The sequence below is a fragment of the Cronobacter dublinensis subsp. dublinensis LMG 23823 genome, from assembly GCF_001277235.1.
GTDB classification, from domain to species: Bacteria; Pseudomonadota; Gammaproteobacteria; order Enterobacterales; family Enterobacteriaceae; genus Cronobacter; species Cronobacter dublinensis.
This window is the reverse complement of the sequence record NZ_CP012266.1, coordinates 1,361,245-1,378,913: the sequence shown is the minus strand read 5'-3', so window position 1 is coordinate 1,378,913 and position 17,669 is coordinate 1,361,245. Positions and strand designations below refer to the sequence as shown.

The following is a 17,669-nucleotide window of genomic DNA, read 5'->3' as shown; positions in this document are numbered from 1 at the left end:
ATGCGGCGGTCGAAGCGGTTATTCCAGCGCCAGCAGCGCGAAACTCGCGAGCCAGTGGCCGCCGCTGTAGTGACTGCCGACGACATGCTCAACGCTTGCCGCGAGATGGCGCGCCACCGCCTCGTTCAGCGGCGACTGCGCGGCGTGATGTTCCGGCAGCGCCGCCGCGATATGCTTCATGCACCAGGCGCGGCTTAAGTTAAGCCCGTCGAGGTGCGCGATTTTCGGGTCGGCGCGATCGCTCACCACCGCCGGGTTCATCAGCGCCGCCACGCCGCCGATATCCGGCAGGAACGCGTCGAACCACGCCGGGAAATGCTCCGCCGTTTTGCTCATCAGCAGCGCCTCGGTCAGCGCCCCGGAGAGATACTCATCGCCGCCCGGCTCGTAGTGCGCCGGGTACGCCGTATCGGCCTGATAAAACCGCGTGGTCGCCTCCGTAATGGCGTGCGCCAGCGCCCCGTCATTCAGCGCGCGGGCGTAATCGAGGCCGAGCGCCAGCGCAAACGCCGTGTTGTAGTGCGTGCCGACGCGGATCGGGTAGGTCAGCTTGCTGAGATAATCGATAAGGCGCGCGCGGATATCCTGCGTCAGCGGCTCAAGTGTTTCGTGCCAGCGCGCGGCTTGAGGCAGTGCCGACTGCTTCAGCTCCTGAGCGAGCGCCAGCAGCCAGCCGTAGCCATACGGACGCTCGAACGACGCGCGAAACGGCGCGGTAAAGTAGGCGACTTCGCGCGCGACATTCGCGGGCGTGATGTGCTCATCACACAGCGCGATGATGTCGTCGCGGCACGGCAGCGTCGGGTAAAGTCGCAGGCAGCGCAGCAGCAGCCAGTAACCATGCACCGCCGAGTGCCAGTCAAAGCAGCCGTAAAAAACCGGGTGCAGTTCGCGCGGCGGCAGCGCATCGGCATCGTCGTTCATCAGATGCATGATGTGGTTCGGATACTCCTGGCGCAGATACGTTAAAGGCATCCGGGCGAAGGCGTCGGCCTGGGATAGCGTCAGTGTCATAACAGCTCCTTAGAAGGCAACCGCGCCGCGCTTAGCGGAACACGATGAAATACATCAGGAAAACATTCACCACCAGCAGCGTCACCGCCGTGGGGATCTGAATTTTTATCACCTGATACTTATCTTTCAGCTCCAGCAGCGCGGCGGGAACGATGTTAAAGTTGGCCGCCATCGGCGTCATCAGCGTGCCGCAATACCCGGCATACATGCCGATAGCCAGCAGCGGCGCCGGGTCGCCGTGGTGATGGTTAATCAACAGCGGCAGCGCAATACCCGCGCTCAGCACCGGGAACGCCGCAAACGCGTTACCCATGATCATCGTAAACAGCGCCATGCCGATGCAGTAAATCACCACCAGCAGGAAACGGTTTTCCGGGTCGACAAACAGGCTCACCACCTGCTGCACCGCGGTGCCGGTATTGGCGACGACAAACACGCCACCGAGCATCGCCAGCATCTGCGGCAAAATGACCGCCCAGCCGATGGTATCCACCAGACGGCGCGACTGGCGGACCGCATGGAGCGGCGTGCCGCGCGTCAGCCACCAGCCGACCAGCAGTGCCGCGACGCACGCGACGCACAGCGCGGCAAGCGTCAGCTGTTTTTGATCCAGCAGGAACACGCCGCCCACCGAAACGCCTTTTAAAAACAGCGTGCCGATGACCGTCACCACCGGGATCAGCAGGGCGGGCAGGAACAGCCAGTTGCGCAGGCGCTGCGACGACGCTTCGCGCTCCGCCTCGGTAGACATTTTATAGTGCCCCTTCCCTACCAGCCCAAAGCCCGCCAGCAGCGCTATCACAATCACCGCGCCGCCGATGATGCGGTAGGCCAGCGAACGGCCCAGCTCCTGCACCATCAGATCGCCGAAGAGGAAAATACCGCCGAACAGGAACCAGAACAGCGCGGTGGTAAAGCGCTTCGGGTTGCCGCGATCGCGCAGCGTCATCACCACCAGCAGCATCACGACAAAGCCAATCAGGTAATAGACGCGGTTAATGGTCAGTAACGTGCTCATTGCGCCGCCTCCTCTTTGCCCTGCTCCGCACGCCAGGCCATCACGTCACGGCGCACGCTGGCGTCGAGTCGCAGCAGGCGCGCCATATGAATAATCAGCGCCGCGATAGCGGTCGGGATGGCCCAGAGGCCGATATGCAGCGGCTCGATGCCCGCTATGCCGTTCTCTTTCAGGAAGGCGTCAATCAGCAACACCGCGCCGAAAGCGATAAAAATATCTTCGCCGAAGAACACGGCGATGTTGTCGCATGCGGCGGCGTGGGCTTTGATTTTGTCGCGAATGTGTTGCGGCAGCTCGCCATATTCATTAAGCGCCGCGCCTTCAGCCATCGGCGCCAGTAGCGGACGCACGGTCTGGGCATGGCCGCCGAGCGACATCAGCCCGAGCGCGGCGGTGCCTTCGCGCACCACGAAATAGAGCATCAGAATTCGCGCTGACGTGGCGCTGGCGATTTTCGCCACCCACGCCTGGGCGCGCTCTTTCAGGCCGTAATACTCCAGCAGGCCAATCACCGGCAGGATCAGAATGAAGGTTGCGAGCGAACGGCTGTTAACAAATTTTTCACCAAAGGTTTCCAGCAGCATGCCAAAATCCATACCGACCGTGAGCCCTGTCGTCAGCCCGGCGACCACCACGACCAGCAGCGGGTTAAAGCGCAGCGCAAAACCGAGAACCACCACCGGGATCCCGATGAGCGGCAACAGAGAGGAACCGTCCATACATTGTTACCCTTTCCAAAGTGAGCGTTGCACGCCGAAGGCTGTTTTTGTCATTCGCCGGGGTGGCGAAGCGTGGGCATTGCGGCGAACGTTGTTGTGTTGTCAGGCGCTGTGAACGTGCAGAACCTGACCAAAAAGCTATATCTGAACGGTCACAACATGTAAACAATTTATCAATAAAATGTTTTTATTTTGTCGGTTACGTTTTATAGTTTTTGCGAATACCCCCAGGAGGAAGAGGGACGCGATGAGCCAGAAAAAAACTGCAACATCAAAGAGTAATGATGACATCACCGACGGGCGCATCGTCTCGTCCCGCCACCTGGTATCGGAGCGCTGCGCCGAATTATCGGAGCTGGAATACGCGCTGATCATGACTAGCAACGCGTTTAACAAATGGATGGTGCGCTGCATGACGGCGGCAGGCGAGCCGGATATGGGCGCGTTCGACGTGTCGTTGCTGCATCACGTCAACCACCGCAACCGCAAGAAAAAGCTGGCGGATATCTGCTTTGTGCTGAACGTCGAAGACACGCACATCGTGACCTACGCGCTGAAAAAGCTGGTGAAGGCCGGGTATGTCACCAGCGAAAAGGTAGGAAAAGAGCTTTATTTTTCGACCACTGAAGAAGGCAAAGCGCTGTGCATGAAATACCGCGATGTGCGCGAGGCGTGTCTTATCGCCATTCAGGTGGAGAGCGGCATTCCGGGGGCCGCGATTGGCGAAACGGCGCAACTGCTGCGCACCATCGCCTCGCTTTACGACACCGCCGCGCGGGCGGCGGCATCGCTGTAAGTTACGCGCTTATCGGTATCTGGCGCGCGTCAAAGGCGTCACGTAACCGGCGCGCGAACGCCAGCGCGTGCGCGCCGTCGCCGTGCAGGCAGACCGTCTGGGCGTTGACCGCAGCCCAGCCCCCTTCCCGGCTTCGCACTCGCCCCTCCAGCACCATTGAGAGCGTGCGCGACACCGCCTCGTCGTCATCCTCGATTAATGCGCCCGGCTCGCTGCGCGGCACAAGCGAGCCGTCCGCCAGATAACCGCGGTCGGCGAATACCTCTTCGCGCGTGGCAAGCTGATGGCGCGCGCCCGCGCGAATCAGCTCGCTCCCGGCCAGCCCCACCAGCAGCAGCGCGGCATCAAAATCCTTCACCGCGCGGGCGATGGCGTCCGCAAGCGCCGCGTCTTTCGCCGCCTGGTTATACAGCATCCCGTGCGGTTTCACATGCGTGATCCTGCCACCCTCGGCGCGCGCAATGGCCGCGAGCGCGCCGACCTGGTAAAGCGTCTCGGCGTAAATCGTCTCCGGCGGCAGCTGCATCGCCGTGCGCCCGAAGTTTTCGCGGTCCGCAAAGCCCGGATGCGCGCCGATGGCCACGCCGTGCGCCAGCGCCAGCCGCACGCTCTCGCGCATGGTCTGCGCGTCGCCCGCGTGGAATCCGCAGGCGATGTTGGCCGAGCTAATCAGCGGCATCAGCAGCGCGTCGTTACCGCAGCCCTCGCCGAGATCGGCATTCAGATCAATCTTCATCGTTCAGCCGCCATGCCAGTTGTTGCAGGTAGCGCTCGCGATCGCTGCGCGCTTTCAGCGCCTCTTCGATGGAGCACTGCACAAAGTGAATGGGCTCGCCCAGACGCAGCTGCGCGAGGTTATAGCGATCGGCGTCGATAACACAGGCGATGCGCGGGTAGCCGCCGGTGGTCTGGGCGTCGTTCATCAGCACAATCGGCTGGCCGCCGGGCGGCACCTGCACCACGCCAGGCAACAGCCCGTGCGAGAGCAGATCGCGCTCCGTAGTGCGCTCCAGCACATGACCATGCAGCCGGTAGCCCATGCGGTTGCTCTGCGGGCTTAACTGCCAGGGCGTGCGCCAGAACGCCTCTTTCGCCGCGTGGCTGAATTCGTGATACTCCGGCCCCGGCAGCGCGCGGATACGGTTACCCCACAGCAGTTGCTTCACGCCGCGCGCCTCGCGAAAGTGGCGGGTGGCCGGGTTCACCGGCACGACGTCGCCGTCGCGCAGCAGGCGCCCTTCAAAACCGCCGACGCCCACTTTGATATCAGTACTGCGCGAGCCCATCACCTCCGGCACGTTGAAGCCCCCCGCCAGCGCCAGATAGCTGCGCATGCCGCGGCGCGGCAGCTTAAGCGTTAAGCGCTGCCCTGCGCGGGCCAGCAGCCGCCAGCCGGTCCAGACGGCGCGTTCATCCAGCGTCGCATCGCAACCCGCGCCGGTGAGCGCAAACCAGGTCTCTTCGGTGAACTCGACCACACACTGGCCGAGCGTGATTTCGAGCGCCGCCGCGTTCGGATCGTTGCCCACCAGCAGGTTGGCAATCTGTAACGATGGGCCATCGAGCGCGCCGCATTGGCTCACGCCGTACTGGCGCAGCCCGACGCGGCCGCCGTCCTGAATCGAGGCGTGCATGCCCGCGCGAATAATCTTCAGCATACGCCCTCCGGTTGCGGCACAAAGCGCACGGTGTCGCCGGGCGCGAGCAGGCCCGGCGGGTTTTTCTGCGGGTTAAACAGCGCAAGCGGCGTGTGGCCGATTATCTGCCAGCCGCCAGGCGTGGGCAGCGGATAAATACCGGTCTGACTGCCGCCGATGCCCACAGAGCCTGCGGGCACCGACAGCCTTGGCTCGGCGCGACGCGGCGTGGCAAGCTCGGGCGCAAGCCCCCCGAGATAGGGAAAGCCCGGCTGGAAGCCGATGAAATAGACCACGTAATCCACCTGCGAGTGCTTCTCCACCACCTGCTTTTCGCTAAGCCCGGCGTGGCGCGCCACGTCTGCCAGATCCGGCCCGCCGTCGCCGCCGTAGACGACAGGGATTTCAATACGCCGCGCATCGGGGAGAATAGCCTCGCTCTCCTCCCACCAGCGCTGTAGCCGCTCAATCGCGTCCAGCGCCATCGTGCCGGGCTCGCGCAGCATCACGGTAATGTTATTCATGCCGGGAATGACTTCCACCACGGCGGGCACCGCCTCCAGACGCTGCACCAGCCCCCAGATCCGCTGCTGGCTGGCAAGCGTCACGGGCGGTTCCAGCTCAAGCACCACGGCGCTTTCGCCTAACAGATAACAACGGGCTCGCTGCACGTTTTCCTCTCTTGTGTTGTTTAAGCCGGGTTCGGGATATCGATAAAGGTCACGTCCAGATCGGTGGTTTCGTTCAGCCACTCGCTGAGCGCCCGAATGCCGCCGCGCTCGGTGGCGTGGTGGCCGGCGGCGTAAAAGTGCAGCCCTTGCTCACGCGCCGAGTGAATGGTCTGCTCCGACACTTCGCCGGTGATAAACGCATCGACGCCGAAGCGCGCCGCGCTGTCGATAAAGCTCTGGCCGCCGCCGGTACACCAGGCGACGCGTTTCACAAGGTCAGGGCCGGTATCGCCGCACCACAGCGGACGACGCCCCAGACGCGCCTCAAGCCAGGAGGCGAATTCCGGGCCAGAGACCGCCATCGAAAGCTCGCCCCACGGCACCAGCGGTTCGATTTCGCCTTTTACTTCAATGCCGAGCAGCTGCGCCAGCTGGACGTTATTGCCAAGCTGCGGGTGCGCGTCGAGCGGCAGGTGCCAGCCGTAGAGATTAATGTCGTGGGTCAGCAGCGTTTTCAGGCGGTTGCGCTTCATGCCACGCACCACCGGCGATTCGCCTTTCCAGAAATAGCCGTGGTGCACAATCACGGCGTCCGCCTGCTGGCGCACCGCTTCATCAAGCAGCGCCTGGCTTGCGGTCACGCCGGTGACGATTTTTCGCACCTCATCGCGGCCTTCGACCTGCAACCCGTTCGGCGCGTAATCGCTGAACGTCGCGCTGTTGAGTTTGTCGTTAATCAGTTGTTCCAGTTCGCTGTTTTTCATAGGGTCTCTCTATTCCTTACGGGCCGCTTCAAACGCCGCGAGCGTGGCGACGCGGGCTTTTTTATGGTCGACGATGGGTTTCGGATAACGCAGCGCCGCGCCCTGCTTTTTCGCCCAGTCATGCGGCTCATGCACCGCCTTGCCGGGGATGTGGCTCAGCTCCGGCACCCAGCGGCGGATAAAATCGCCGTCGGCGTCAAACCGCTGCCCCTGCGTGGTGGGGTTGAAGATGCGGAAATAAGGCGCGGCGTCGGTGCCTGTCGAAGCCGCCCACTGCCAGCCGCCGTTGTTCGCCGCGAAATCGCCGTCGATCAGTTGCGACATAAAATAGCGTTCGCCACGCCGCCAGTCGACCAGTAAGTCTTTGACCAGAAAGCTGGCGGTTATCATACGCAACCGGTTATGCATCCAGCCGGTCGCATTCATCTGACGCATGGCGGCGTCGACAATCGGGTAACCCGTGCGCCCCTCGCACCAGGCCTCGAACAGCGCGTCGTTCTGCTGCCACGCCACCCGCGCCGTCCAGTCGACAAACGGCTGATGACGGCACAGGCACGGCCAGGCGACGATAAGATGGCGATAGAACTCGCGCCAGATAAGCTCATTTAGCCAGACCGCCCCGCTGCCGCCTTCCAGCGCGCGCGGGTGTTCGGTGAGCAAGCGATGCAGACACTGGCGCGGCGACAGCACGCCGATGGCGAGATAGGGCGAAAGCAAACTGGTGCCGCGAATTGCCGGGAAATCGCGCTTTTCGGGATAGTCGCCCGCCGCCGTCTGGCAGAATTCGCGCAGGCGTTGCAGCGCGGCCTCCTCGCCCGCCGGAAACAGCAGCGCGTCCGGCGTCTCGCACGGGTAATCAAAGGGGGCGAGCGCGGGCACGTCGCTTATCGCACCGCCCGCGCGCGGTTTTGGCGCGTTCACGCACGGCGGCAGCCCTTCGCCGAGACGGCGCAAAAATGCCCGGCTGTACGGCGTGAAAACTTTATACATCTCGCCGCTACCGGTCACGACGCTTCCGGGCGGCAGCATCACGCTGTCATCAAAGCCCTGGCAGGCGACGCGCTCAGCAAGCCGGCGCTCGACCGCCGCGTCGCGCCGGGCCTCGTTCAGCTCATACTGATAGTTGTAAAAAAGCGCCGAGACCTGATGCTCGTCGCAAAACGTCGCGAGCGTCTCCACGGCGGCGGCGAAATCGGGGGCCTCGCGGGTAAAGAGCGGAATGCCGCGTTTCGCGAGCGCCAGCTGCAGCGCCTCAAGGTTTTGCCAGATGAACGCCGCCTGGCGCGGCGCGAGCGTGTGATCGCGCCACTGTTGCGGGGTCGCGATAAAAAGACCGATCACCCGCGCGTCGGGGTCACGGCAGGCGGCGGCGAGCGCCAGGTTATCAAAAACGCGTAAATCCGCGCGAAACCAGACCAGATGCGTGGTCATAACACTCCTTGTTTAACGGCCATAGCGCAGGCGCAGCGCTTCCGGGTAAGGCTCGAAATAGCGTTGTTGATCAAGGTAGGGGTCAGGGAATTCCGCCATGTAGTGCTTAAGCAGCGTCACCGGCGCCAGCAGCGGCTGGGTGCCCTGACGGTAGCGGTCGATAAGCGTGGACAGCTCCTGACGCTGACGCCCGTTGAGCTGCTCGCGGAAGTAGCCCTGCACATGCATCAGTACGTTGGTGTGGTTGCGGCGAGTCGCCTGTACCGACAGCAGCGTCATCAGGCGCATGCGGTACTCCTCGAAATAGGCATCCAGAGACTCCCACTTGTCGATGGCGGAGACAAAGCGCCCCAGCTCGCGATAGAGCGGCTGCGAATGCGCCAGCAGCAGAAGTTTGTAGCGGCTGTGAAAGGCTATCAGATTACCGCGCGTCAGCCCTTCGGCGCGCAGCGCGTGCAGTTCATGCAGGGTATAAATGCGCTCGACGAAATTCTCGCGAATGGCCGGGTCGTACAGGCGTCCGTCCTCTTCCACCGGCAGCCAGGGCAGCGCTTTCATCAGAATATCGGTGTAGATGCCGCGACCGGCTTTACGGTTATTTTTACCGTCCGCATCGTAGACGCGCACGCGCTCCATGCCGCAGCTTGGCGACTTGGCGCAGACAATATAGCCGCACAGGTGACCAAGACGGCTGACGCGCGCCTCGGAAAAGGCCGTCATCTCCTCGGTTAAATCGCCCTCGCGTTTATCGCTAAAGCGCAGCGCAGGGTGGCCGTCGTCGGTTTTCACCAGACGCAGCGCCGGGCGCGGCACCGGCAGGCCCACCGCCATTTCGGGGCAGACCGGCTCATACTTCACCCAGGGCGCCAGCTCTTCCACCGCAAAGGCGAGCCGTTTATGGCCGCCGTCAAAACGCACATTTTCCCCTAAAAGACAGGCGCTAATGCCAACAGGGATTTTTATACTCATTCGGCCATCCTCATTTTTATACACTCTCAGTGTAGCCAGAGGCGGCCTGTTAACACCAGTCTGATGACTGCGAAAAACGCAGCGGCGCGCAGGTAGCGCAGGCATAAAAAAACCGCTCAATGTGAGCGGTTTTTAAGGGTGCGCGCGAATCAGTAGAAATAGCTAGCGGTTTGTTCCGCCTGGGCCATCCAGACCGGCTGATCGCTGGTTTTCGACCACACGCGATGCAGATAGCTGTAAAAGCGTGCGCGATCTTTCCAGAACAGCATTACGGGCAGAGCGACAATGCCCGCCACCAGCACCAGCGCGCGACGCAGGAAGACCTGATGCGAAGGATATTTTTTATATAAAGACATAGGTTTCTCCCCCATTTTTAAATTGCCCGGCACGCAAGGCCGGAAAGTGAATTTTGTGAGCTGGTTAAAATTGTACCGTTTTGCCTGTAATTTTACTACTCATCCGACCACCTTTTAAGACCAATTCTTAGCATCTTTACAATTGATACCGTAAATAAGTTACAAAATGGTTAACGAAATACTAACCCGCAGTTAAATCAGGGTCTTTGTGATTTTTATATTTTTTTTACACCCTGCTTCGCGATTTTTGCGAAACCTTTACGCCTGAATCCCTACCCTCTGCCCATATTCCAAAAACCCCCATGGAGGTGGATTGTGAGTGCAGGCCTGCTAACCGGCATCGTGCTGGTTTTCCTGTTGCTGGGCTATCTGGTATACGCCCTGATTAATGCGGAGGCGTTCTGATGGCGGCCTCGGGATTTTTACTTATCGCCAGTTTTTTACTGGTACTGATGGCGCTCGCAAGACCGCTCGGCGCCCTGTTGGCCCGGCTTATCGACGGCGAGCCCCTGCCGGGCGTGGGCGGCGTGGAGCGCGTGCTCTGGACCGTGCTCGGTATTCAACACGAGGAGATGGACTGGAAGCGCTATCTGCTGGCAATCCTGCTGTTTAACGCGCTCGGGCTGGTGGTGCTGTTTACCCTTCTCATGTGCCAGGGCTTTCTGCCGCTGAATCCGCAGCAGATGCCGGGGCTTTCCTGGGATCTGGCGCTCAATACGGCGGTGAGCTTCGTCACCAATACCAACTGGCAAGCCTATGCGGGCGAAAGCACTTTAAGTTATTTCAGCCAGATGGCGGGCCTCGCGGTGCAGAACTTCCTCTCCGCCGCCACCGGCATCGCCGTGGCGTTTGCGCTGATCCGCGCGTTCGCGCGCCAGTCGGCGAGCACGCTCGGCAACGCCTGGCAGGATCTCACCCGCGTGACGCTGTGGGTGCTGGTGCCCATTTCGCTGATTATCGCCCTGTTTTTTATTCAACAAGGTGCGATTCAAAACTTCTCAGCCTACCAGCCGTTTACCACGCTTGAAGGCGCACAGCAGATGCTGCCGATGGGCCCGGTCGCCTCGCAGGAAGCCATCAAGATGCTCGGCACCAACGGCGGCGGCTTCTTTAACGTCAACTCTTCACACCCGTTTGAAAACCCGACTGCGCTAACGAACTTCGTACAGATGCTGGCGATTTTCATTATCCCGGCGGCGCTCTGTTTCGCCTTCGGCGATGCGGTGGGCAACGCGCGTCAGGGCCGCGCCATTCTGTGGACCATGACGGTGATTTTCGTAGTCTGCGTGGCGCTGGTGATGTGGGCCGAAACCGCGGGGAACCCGCACTTCCTGACGTTCGGTGCCGACAGCGCGGTGAATATGGAAGGCAAAGAGAGCCGCTTTGGCATCCTCGCCAGCAGCCTGTTCGCGGTGGTGACCACATCGGCCTCGTGCGGCGCGGTCAACGCCATGCACGACTCTTTCACCGCGCTCGGTGGCATGCTGCCGATGTGGCTGATGCAGATTGGCGAAGTGGTATTTGGCGGCGTCGGATCCGGGCTGTACGGGATGCTGCTGTTCGTGCTGCTGGGCGTGTTTATCGCCGGGCTGATGATTGGCCGCACGCCGGAATACCTCGGTAAAAAAATCGACGTGCGCGAGATGAAAATGACCGCGCTGGCGATCCTGGTCACCCCTGCGCTGGTGCTTATCGGCACGGCGCTGGCGCTGATGACCGACGCGGGCCGCGCGGGCATTTTCAACCCCGGCATTCACGGGTTTAGCGAAGTGCTGTACGCGGTGTCGTCGGCCGCCAATAACAACGGCAGCGCCTTCGGGGGCCTTAGCGCCAACACGCCGTTCTGGAACCTGCTGCTGGCGTTCTGCATGTGGTTTGGCCGCTTCCTGGTGATTGTGCCAGTGATGGCGATTGCCGGGTCGCTCGCCGCCAAAAAAGCCCAGCCCGCGAGCCCCGGCACGCTGCCTACTCACGGCGCGCTGTTTATCGGCCTGCTGACGGGCACGGTGCTGCTGGTCGGCGCCCTGACCTTTATCCCCGCCCTCGCCTTAGGCCCGGTCGCGGAACACCTTTCTCTTGTGAAATGACCATTGCGGAGTCACTATCCATGAGTCGCAAGCAACTGGCCCTGTTCGAATCGTCCCTGGTTCGTCAGGCGCTGATCGATGCTTTTAAAAAACTGAGTCCGCGCGCCCAGTGGCGCAACCCGGTCATGTTTATCGTCTGGGTCGGCAGCCTGCTGACCACGCTGATTGCCGTGGCGATTGCCACCGGAAAGCTCCCGGGCGAGGCGCTGTTTACCGGCGCAATCAGCCTGTGGCTGTGGTTTACGGTGCTGTTCGCGAACTTCGCCGAAGCACTGGCCGAGGGCCGCAGCAAAGCTCAGGCCAATAGCCTCAAGGGCGTTAAAAAGACCGCGTTCGCCCGTAAACTGCGCGCACCAACCCACGACGCTCAGGTGGATCACGTTCCCGCCACCGACCTGCGCAAAGGCGATATCGTGCTGGTGGAAGCCGGCGATATTATCCCGTGCGACGGCGAAGTGCTCGAAGGCGGCGCGTCGGTTGACGAGAGCGCCATTACGGGCGAATCGGCGCCGGTTATCCGTGAATCGGGCGGCGATTTCGCCTCGGTAACCGGCGGCACGCGCATTCTCTCCGACTGGCTGGTTATCCAGTGCAGCGTCAACCCCGGCGAGACGTTCCTCGACCGCATGATTGCGATGGTCGAGAGCGCCGAGCGCCGTAAAACGCCGAACGAAATCGCGCTCACCATTCTGCTGGTGGCGCTCACCATCGTCTTCCTGCTGGCGACCGCGACCCTCTATCCCTTCTCGCTGTACGGCGGCACGCCGGTCAGCGTGACGGTGCTGGTGGCGCTGCTGGTGTGTCTCATCCCGACGACCATCGGCGGGCTGCTCTCCGCCATCGGCGTGGCGGGCATGAGCCGGATGCTGGGCGCGAACGTGATAGCCACCAGCGGGCGCGCGGTAGAAGCGGCGGGCGATGTGGACGTGCTGCTGCTTGATAAAACCGGCACCATCACGCTTGGCAACCGTCAGGCCTCCGCGTTCCTGCCCGCGCCGGGCGTCGATGAAAAAACGCTGGCGGACGCCGCGCAGCTCGCCTCGCTTGCCGACGAAACGCCGGAAGGCCGCAGCATCGTGGTGCTCGCCAAGCAGCGCTTTAACCTGCGCGAGCGCGACGTGCAAAGTCTTCAGGCGACGTTTGTACCCTTTACCGCCCAGACGCGCATGAGCGGGATTAACGTCCAGAACCGGATGATCCGTAAAGGCTCGGTAGACGCCATTCGTCGCCACGTGGAAGCCAACGGCGGGCAGTTTCCGGCACAAGTGGACACGCTGGTGGAAGGCGTGGCGCGCACCGGCGGCACGCCGCTGGTGGTGGCCGAAGGCGCGCAGGTGCTCGGCGTTATCGCGCTGAAAGATATCGTCAAAGGCGGCATTAAAGAGCGCTTCGCGCAGCTTCGCAAAATGGGCATCAAAACGGTGATGATCACCGGCGACAACCGGCTGACCGCCGCCGCCATCGCGGCCGAAGCGGGCGTGGATGATTTTCTCTCCGAAGCGACGCCGGAGGCCAAACTGGCGCTGATCCGCCAGTATCAGGCCGAAGGACGGCTGGTGGCGATGACCGGCGATGGCACCAACGACGCCCCGGCGCTGGCGCAGGCGGACGTGGCGGTGGCGATGAACTCCGGCACCCAGGCGGCGAAAGAGGCGGGGAACATGGTCGATCTCGACTCCAACCCCACCAAACTCATCGAGGTGGTGCATATCGGCAAACAGATGCTGATGACGCGCGGCTCGCTGACGACGTTCAGTATCGCCAACGACGTGGCGAAATATTTCGCCATTATCCCGGCGGCGTTCGCGGCGACGTACCCGCAGCTTAACGCGCTGAACGTGATGCATCTGCACTCGCCCGCTTCGGCCATTCTGAGCGCCGTTATCTTTAACGCGCTGATTATCGTCTTTCTGATCCCGCTGGCACTGAAAGGCGTGAGCTACAAGCCGCTCGCGGCGGCGGCGATGCTGCGTCGTAACCTGTGGATTTACGGTCTGGGCGGTCTTGTAGTGCCGTTTATCGGCATCAAGCTCATCGACCTGCTGTTAACGCTGTTTGGTCTGGTTTAAAAGGAGTCGCTATGGCTACGTTACGCCCTGCATTCGCAGTACTGATTTTCCTGACGCTTATTACCGGCGGCGTCTACCCGCTGGCGACCACCGTGCTCGGCCAGTGGTGGTTCAACGACCAGGCGCAAGGCTCGCTTATCCGCCAGAATGATGAGGTTCGCGGCTCGCGCCTCATTGGCCAGGCGTTCAGCGAGGCGAAATATTTCCAGGGCCGCCCTTCCGCCACTGCCGAAGCGCCTTATAATCCAATGGCTTCCGGCGGCAGCAATCTCGCCGCCAGTAACCCGGAGCTGGATAAACAGGTGCAGGCGCGCGTCGCCGCGCTGCGGGCCGCCAACCCGGACGCCCGCGCGGCGGTGCCGGTGGAGCTGGTGACGGCTTCTGCGAGCGGTCTGGATTATGGCATCACGCCGGACGCCGCCTTCTGGCAGGCGCCGCGTGTGGCGCAGGCGCGCGGGATCTCTGAAGCGGAAGTCGGACGGCTTATCCGCGAGGCGACCCAGGCGCCGCTCGCCGGTTTCCTCGGCCAGCCGGTCGTGAATGTGCTGCAACTGAATATGGCGCTGGACGCCCTGCAACCGTAAGGAAAAACCATGACCGAAGAGCCGATGCGCCCCGACCCGGATCGCCTGCTGGAGCAGACGCAGGGACGGACGCGCGGAAAACTCAAAATTTTCTTCGGCGCCTGCGCAGGCGTAGGGAAAACCTACGCCATGCTCCAGGAGGCCCAGCGTCTGCGGGCGCAGGGCCTCGATATCCTGGTGGGCGTGGTGGAAACCCACGGCCGCCAGGAGACGGCGGCATTACTCAAGGGGCTGGCAATCCAGCCCCTTAAGCGTATCCATCACCGGGGCCGCGTGGTGCAGGAGTTCGATCTCGACGGCGCGCTGGCCCGCAACCCGGCGCTGATCCTGATGGATGAACTGGCACACAGTAACGCGCCCGGCTCGCGCCACCCGAAACGCTGGCAGGATGTCGACGAGCTGCTGGACGCGGGCATCGACGTGTTTACTACGGTCAACGTGCAGCATCTGGAGAGCCTGAACGACGTCGTGGGCGGCGTGACCGGTATTCAGGTGCGCGAAACGGTGCCGGACCCGATTTTCGACGCGGCAGATGAAATTGTGCTGGTGGATTTGCCGCCGGACGACCTGCGCCAGCGCCTGCATGAAGGCAAAGTCTATATCACCGGCCAGGCCGAGCGCGCCATCGAGCACTTTTTCCGTAAAGGCAATCTTATCGCGCTGCGCGAGCTGGCGCTGCGGCGCACCGCCGACCGCGTGGATGACCAGATGCGCGCGTGGCGCGACCGGCAGGGCCAGGAGAAAGTCTGGCATACCCGCGATGCCATTCTGCTGTGCATCGGCCAGGGCTCGGGCAATGAAAAGCTGGTGCGTACCGCCGCGCGGCTGGCGGCGCGACTCGGCAGCGTCTGGCACGCCGTGTATGTGGAAACCCCGCGCCTTCACCGACTGTCGGAATCCGCCCGCCGCACTATTTTAAGCGCGCTGCACCTCGCCCAGGAGCTGGGCGCGGAGACCGCCACCCTCGCCGACCCGGTCGAGGAAAAAGCGGTGCTGCGCTACGCCCGCGAGCATAACCTTGGCAAAATCGTCATCGGGCGGCGCAACAAACGCCGCTGGTGGAGCCAGGATACGTTCGCCGAGCGGCTGGCGCGCCACGCGCCCGACCTCGATTTGCTGATTGTCGCGCTGGATGACAAACCCGCGCCCGCGGCGGCGAAACCTGCCGACAGCCGCACGTTTATGGAAAAGTGGCGCGTGCAGATGCGCGGCTGCGCCGTGGCGCTCGCGCTCTGCGCGCTGATTACGCTGGTGGCGCACCAGTGGCTTATCGCCTTCGACGCCGCCAACCTGGTGATGGTCTATTTGCTTGGCGTGGTGGTGGTGGCGCTGTTTTATGGCCGCTGGCCGTCGGTACTCGCCACTGTCATCAACGTGGTGAGCTTCGATCTCTTTTTTATCGCGCCGCGCGGCACGCTGGCGGTGTCGGACGTGCAGTATCTGCTGACCTTCGCGGTGATGCTGAGCGTCGGGCTGATTATCGGCAACCTGACCGCCGGCGTGCGTTACCAGGCGCGCATCGCGCGTTATCGCGAACAGCGCACCCGACACCTCTATGAAATGTCCAAAGCGCTGGCCGTGGGCCGCACCGCGCGCGATATCGCCGCCACCAGCCAGCAGTATATCGCCTCCACCTTTCACGCCCGCGGCCTGCTGCTGCTGCCGGACGACCAGGGCAAACTGCAACCGCCGCAGCCGCTGACCGACATCACGCCGTGGGATGAAGCTATCGCCCGCTGGAGCTTTGATAAGGGGCTGCCTGCGGGCGCGGGCACCGACACCCTGCCCGGCGTGCCTTATCAAATTCTGCCGCTGCGCGCGGCGGGCCGGACGCTCGGGCTGGTGATTGTCGAGCCGAGCAACCTGCGCCAGCTGATGATCCCCGAGCAGCAGCGGCTGCTGGAGACGTTTACGCTGCTGGTGGCAAGCGCTCTCGAACGGCTCTCCCTGACCGAAAGCGAAGAGCAGGCGCGGCTTGCGAGCGAGCGCGAACAGCTGCGCAACTCGCTGCTGGCGGCGCTCTCCCACGACCTGCGCACGCCGCTGACGGTGCTGTTCGGCCAGGCGGAGATCCTGACGCTCGATCTGGCCTCAGAAGGCTCAAAACACGCGCCGCAGGCAAGCGAAATTCGCCAGCATGTGCTGAACACCGCGCGGCTGGTGAATAATCTGCTGGATATGGCGCGCATTCAGTCCGGCGGTTTTAACCTGCGCAAAGAGTGGCTGACGCTGGAAGAAGTGGTGGGCAGCGCGCTCAAGATGCTGGAGCCGGGCCTCGGCGGGCGACATATCGCGCTGAGCCTGAGCGACCCGCTGGCGCTTATTCACGTCGACGGCCCGCTCTTTGAGCGGGTGCTGATTAACCTGCTGGAAAACGCCGCCAAATATGCGGGCGCGCGGGCGCAGATAGGCGTGCGGGCGGGCTGGCGCGACGAGCGGCTCGATCTCGAAGTCTGGGACAGCGGCCCCGGCATTCCGGCTGGTCAGGAGGAGGCTATCTTTGCTAAATTCGCTCGCGGTAATAAAGAATCCGCCATCCCCGGCGTCGGCCTGGGGCTCGCCATTTGCCAGGCGATTGTCGAGGTGCACGGCGGCGAGATTTACGCCCGTAATCGCCCGGAAGGCGGCGCCAGCTTTCACGTGCTGCTGCCCAAAGAAACGCCCCCGGAACTGGATATCCACGAGGTCATGTGATTAGCGTTCTGATAGTCGAAGATGAAAAAGAGATCCGCCGCTTTCTGCGCACCGCGCTTGAGAGCGAGGGGTTGCGCGTCTATGACGCCGAAACTCTGCAACGCGGGCTGATTGAAGCCGCGACCCGCAAGCCCGATCTGGTGATTCTCGATCTCGGCCTGCCGGATGGCGACGGCATCGATTTTATCCGCGACTATCGCCAGTGGAGCCAGACGCCGGTGATTGTGCTTTCGGCGCGCAGCGACGAGCAGGATAAGATAGCGGCGCTCGATGCGGGTGCCGATGATTTTCTTGGCAAACCGTTCGGCATTGGCGAGTTGCAGGCGCGGCTGCGCGTCGCGCTGCGCCGCCACGGCGCCGCCAGCCAGAGCGACCCGGTGGTACGGTTCTCCGATATCACGGTTGACCTGGCCGCACGGCGCATTACACGCGGCGCGCAGGAGATCCACCTGACGCCTATTGAGTTCCGCCTGCTGGCCGTGCTGCTGAACAATGCCGGCAAAGTGCTGACCCAGCGCCAGCTGTTAAGCCAGGTATGGGGGCCGAACGCGGTGGAGCACAGCCATTATCTGCGTATCTACATGGGTCACCTGCGCCAGAAGCTGGAGCTTGACCCGGCGCGCCCGCGTCACCTGTTGACTGAAACGGGCATCGGCTACCGGTTTATGCTTTAGGCGCATCGCCGCGTCAGGCCTGGCGCGGCGGCGTTTCTCCCTCATTTTTATTCTGAATAAATCCTCGCCGCAATAAAATTATTATTCATTTGTTTTATTATTCCTATGCGATAATTCATTCCCGCCAGCGTTAAATCCCCCGAAATATAGTAAAAACCATATCAATAACTAACCAGCTACATTTAT

At 62.3% G+C, this 17,669-nt stretch carries 17 protein-coding genes; 7 read left to right on the top strand and 10 right to left on the bottom strand.

What is annotated here, in order from left to right:
- Positions 1-18 precede the first annotated feature (18 nt).
- Genes AFK67_RS06300 through AFK67_RS06290 form a run of 3 tightly spaced genes read right to left on the bottom strand, consistent with a single transcriptional unit; the run spans position 19 to position 2,751 of the window.
- Positions 19-1,014, bottom strand: a complete 996-nt coding sequence (locus AFK67_RS06300; protein WP_007719992.1) for a DUF2891 domain-containing protein — start codon at positions 1,012-1,014, stop codon at positions 19-21.
- A 31-nt stretch (positions 1,015-1,045) separates the two neighbouring features.
- Complete coding sequence (locus tag AFK67_RS06295; RefSeq protein WP_007719991.1) at positions 1,046-2,032, bottom strand: DUF979 domain-containing protein; 987 nt, start codon at positions 2,030-2,032, stop codon at positions 1,046-1,048.
- Positions 2,029-2,751: a DUF969 domain-containing protein gene (locus AFK67_RS06290; protein ID WP_007719990.1), complete on the bottom strand. Its 723-nt coding sequence runs from the start codon at positions 2,749-2,751 to the stop codon at positions 2,029-2,031. The genes AFK67_RS06295 and AFK67_RS06290 overlap by 4 nt, the downstream gene beginning before the upstream one ends.
- Before the next feature lie 247 nt (positions 2,752-2,998).
- On the opposite strand from AFK67_RS06290, the gene AFK67_RS06285 reads away from it, so the two are divergent.
- Positions 2,999-3,547 (top strand): winged helix DNA-binding protein, encoded by a 549-nt coding sequence (locus tag AFK67_RS06285; RefSeq protein WP_038873463.1) that lies wholly within the window; start codon positions 2,999-3,001, stop codon positions 3,545-3,547.
- A 1-nt stretch (position 3,548) separates the two neighbouring features.
- Here AFK67_RS06285 and pxpA read toward each other — a convergent pair whose 3' ends face one another.
- From pxpA to AFK67_RS06250, 7 genes are all read right to left on the bottom strand, one after another.
- The gene (pxpA, locus tag AFK67_RS06280; protein ID WP_007719985.1) at positions 3,549-4,283 is read right to left on the bottom strand and encodes a 5-oxoprolinase subunit PxpA; all 735 of its coding nucleotides are present in this window, start codon (positions 4,281-4,283) and stop codon (positions 3,549-3,551) included.
- Positions 4,273-5,205: a 5-oxoprolinase subunit PxpC gene (gene pxpC, locus AFK67_RS06275; protein WP_007719983.1), complete on the bottom strand. Its 933-nt coding sequence runs from the start codon at positions 5,203-5,205 to the stop codon at positions 4,273-4,275. The genes pxpA and pxpC overlap by 11 nt, the downstream gene beginning before the upstream one ends.
- Positions 5,199-5,855 carry a 5-oxoprolinase subunit PxpB gene (gene pxpB, locus AFK67_RS06270; protein WP_038873470.1) on the bottom strand — a complete coding sequence of 219 codons (657 nt, stop codon included), beginning with the start codon at positions 5,853-5,855 and terminating at the stop codon, positions 5,199-5,201. Before pxpB ends, pxpC begins: the two co-directional genes overlap by 7 nt.
- Before the next feature lie 20 nt (positions 5,856-5,875).
- Entirely contained in the window at positions 5,876-6,619 is a 744-nt protein-coding gene (locus AFK67_RS06265) for a type 2 GTP cyclohydrolase I (protein ID WP_007719981.1), read from the bottom strand.
- A gap of 9 nt (positions 6,620-6,628) precedes the next feature.
- Positions 6,629-8,050 (bottom strand): deoxyribodipyrimidine photo-lyase, encoded by a 1,422-nt coding sequence (gene phrB, locus AFK67_RS06260; protein ID WP_007719980.1) that lies wholly within the window; start codon positions 8,048-8,050, stop codon positions 6,629-6,631.
- Between the two features lie 12 nt (positions 8,051-8,062).
- Positions 8,063-9,019: a YbgA family protein gene (locus AFK67_RS06255; RefSeq protein WP_007719979.1), complete on the bottom strand. Its 957-nt coding sequence runs from the start codon at positions 9,017-9,019 to the stop codon at positions 8,063-8,065.
- Positions 9,020-9,168: 149 nt separating this feature from the next.
- Complete coding sequence (locus tag AFK67_RS06250; RefSeq protein WP_007719978.1) at positions 9,169-9,375, bottom strand: YbfA family protein; 207 nt, start codon at positions 9,373-9,375, stop codon at positions 9,169-9,171.
- 315 nt (positions 9,376-9,690) lie between these two features.
- Here AFK67_RS06250 and kdpF point away from each other — a divergent pair, with 315 nt between their 5' ends.
- Genes kdpF through kdpE form a run of 6 tightly spaced genes read left to right on the top strand, consistent with a single transcriptional unit; the run spans position 9,691 to position 17,483 of the window.
- Positions 9,691-9,780, top strand: a complete 90-nt coding sequence (gene kdpF, locus AFK67_RS21605) for a K(+)-transporting ATPase subunit F (RefSeq protein WP_071601114.1) — start codon at positions 9,691-9,693, stop codon at positions 9,778-9,780.
- Entirely contained in the window at positions 9,780-11,462 is a 1,683-nt protein-coding gene (kdpA, locus tag AFK67_RS06245; RefSeq protein WP_007719977.1) for a potassium-transporting ATPase subunit KdpA, read from the top strand. Before kdpF ends, kdpA begins: the two co-directional genes overlap by 1 nt.
- 20 nt (positions 11,463-11,482) lie before the next feature.
- A complete protein-coding gene (kdpB, locus tag AFK67_RS06240; protein ID WP_038883998.1) occupies positions 11,483-13,531 on the top strand; it encodes a potassium-transporting ATPase subunit KdpB in 2,049 nt (682 codons plus the stop codon).
- A gap of 11 nt (positions 13,532-13,542) precedes the next feature.
- Positions 13,543-14,115: a potassium-transporting ATPase subunit KdpC gene (gene kdpC, locus AFK67_RS06235; protein ID WP_007729828.1), complete on the top strand. Its 573-nt coding sequence runs from the start codon at positions 13,543-13,545 to the stop codon at positions 14,113-14,115.
- Between the two features lie 9 nt (positions 14,116-14,124).
- Positions 14,125-16,809 carry a two-component system sensor histidine kinase KdpD gene (gene kdpD, locus AFK67_RS06230; protein WP_038873485.1) on the top strand — a complete coding sequence of 895 codons (2,685 nt, stop codon included), beginning with the start codon at positions 14,125-14,127 and terminating at the stop codon, positions 16,807-16,809.
- A complete protein-coding gene (kdpE, locus tag AFK67_RS06225; protein ID WP_007728047.1) occupies positions 16,806-17,483 on the top strand; it encodes a two-component system response regulator KdpE in 678 nt (225 codons plus the stop codon). The genes kdpD and kdpE overlap by 4 nt, the downstream gene beginning before the upstream one ends.
- Positions 17,484-17,669: the final 186 nt, after the last annotated feature.

Bases quoted from the DNA above. Each gene is read 5' to 3' on its own strand.
- AFK67_RS06300 (WP_007719992.1), bottom strand. From the start codon at position 1,014: ATGACACTGACGCTATCCCAGGCCGACGCCTTCGCCCGGATGCCTTTA.
- AFK67_RS06295 (WP_007719991.1), bottom strand. From the start codon at position 2,032: ATGAGCACGTTACTGACCATTAACCGCGTCTATTACCTGATTGGCTTT.
- AFK67_RS06290 (WP_007719990.1), bottom strand. From the start codon at position 2,751: ATGGACGGTTCCTCTCTGTTGCCGCTCATCGGGATCCCGGTGGTGGTT.
- AFK67_RS06285 (WP_038873463.1), top strand. From the start codon at position 2,999: ATGAGCCAGAAAAAAACTGCAACATCAAAGAGTAATGATGACATCACC.
- pxpA (WP_007719985.1), bottom strand. From the start codon at position 4,283: ATGAAGATTGATCTGAATGCCGATCTCGGCGAGGGCTGCGGTAACGAC.
- pxpC (WP_007719983.1), bottom strand. From the start codon at position 5,205: ATGCTGAAGATTATTCGCGCGGGCATGCACGCCTCGATTCAGGACGGC.
- AFK67_RS06265 (WP_007719981.1), bottom strand. From the start codon at position 6,619: ATGAAAAACAGCGAACTGGAACAACTGATTAACGACAAACTCAACAGC.
- phrB (WP_007719980.1), bottom strand. From the start codon at position 8,050: ATGACCACGCATCTGGTCTGGTTTCGCGCGGATTTACGCGTTTTTGAT.
- AFK67_RS06255 (WP_007719979.1), bottom strand. From the start codon at position 9,019: ATGAGTATAAAAATCCCTGTTGGCATTAGCGCCTGTCTTTTAGGGGAA.
- AFK67_RS06250 (WP_007719978.1), bottom strand. From the start codon at position 9,375: ATGTCTTTATATAAAAAATATCCTTCGCATCAGGTCTTCCTGCGTCGC.
- kdpA (WP_007719977.1), top strand. From the start codon at position 9,780: ATGGCGGCCTCGGGATTTTTACTTATCGCCAGTTTTTTACTGGTACTG.
- kdpB (WP_038883998.1), top strand. From the start codon at position 11,483: ATGAGTCGCAAGCAACTGGCCCTGTTCGAATCGTCCCTGGTTCGTCAG.
- kdpC (WP_007729828.1), top strand. From the start codon at position 13,543: ATGGCTACGTTACGCCCTGCATTCGCAGTACTGATTTTCCTGACGCTT.
- kdpD (WP_038873485.1), top strand. From the start codon at position 14,125: ATGACCGAAGAGCCGATGCGCCCCGACCCGGATCGCCTGCTGGAGCAG.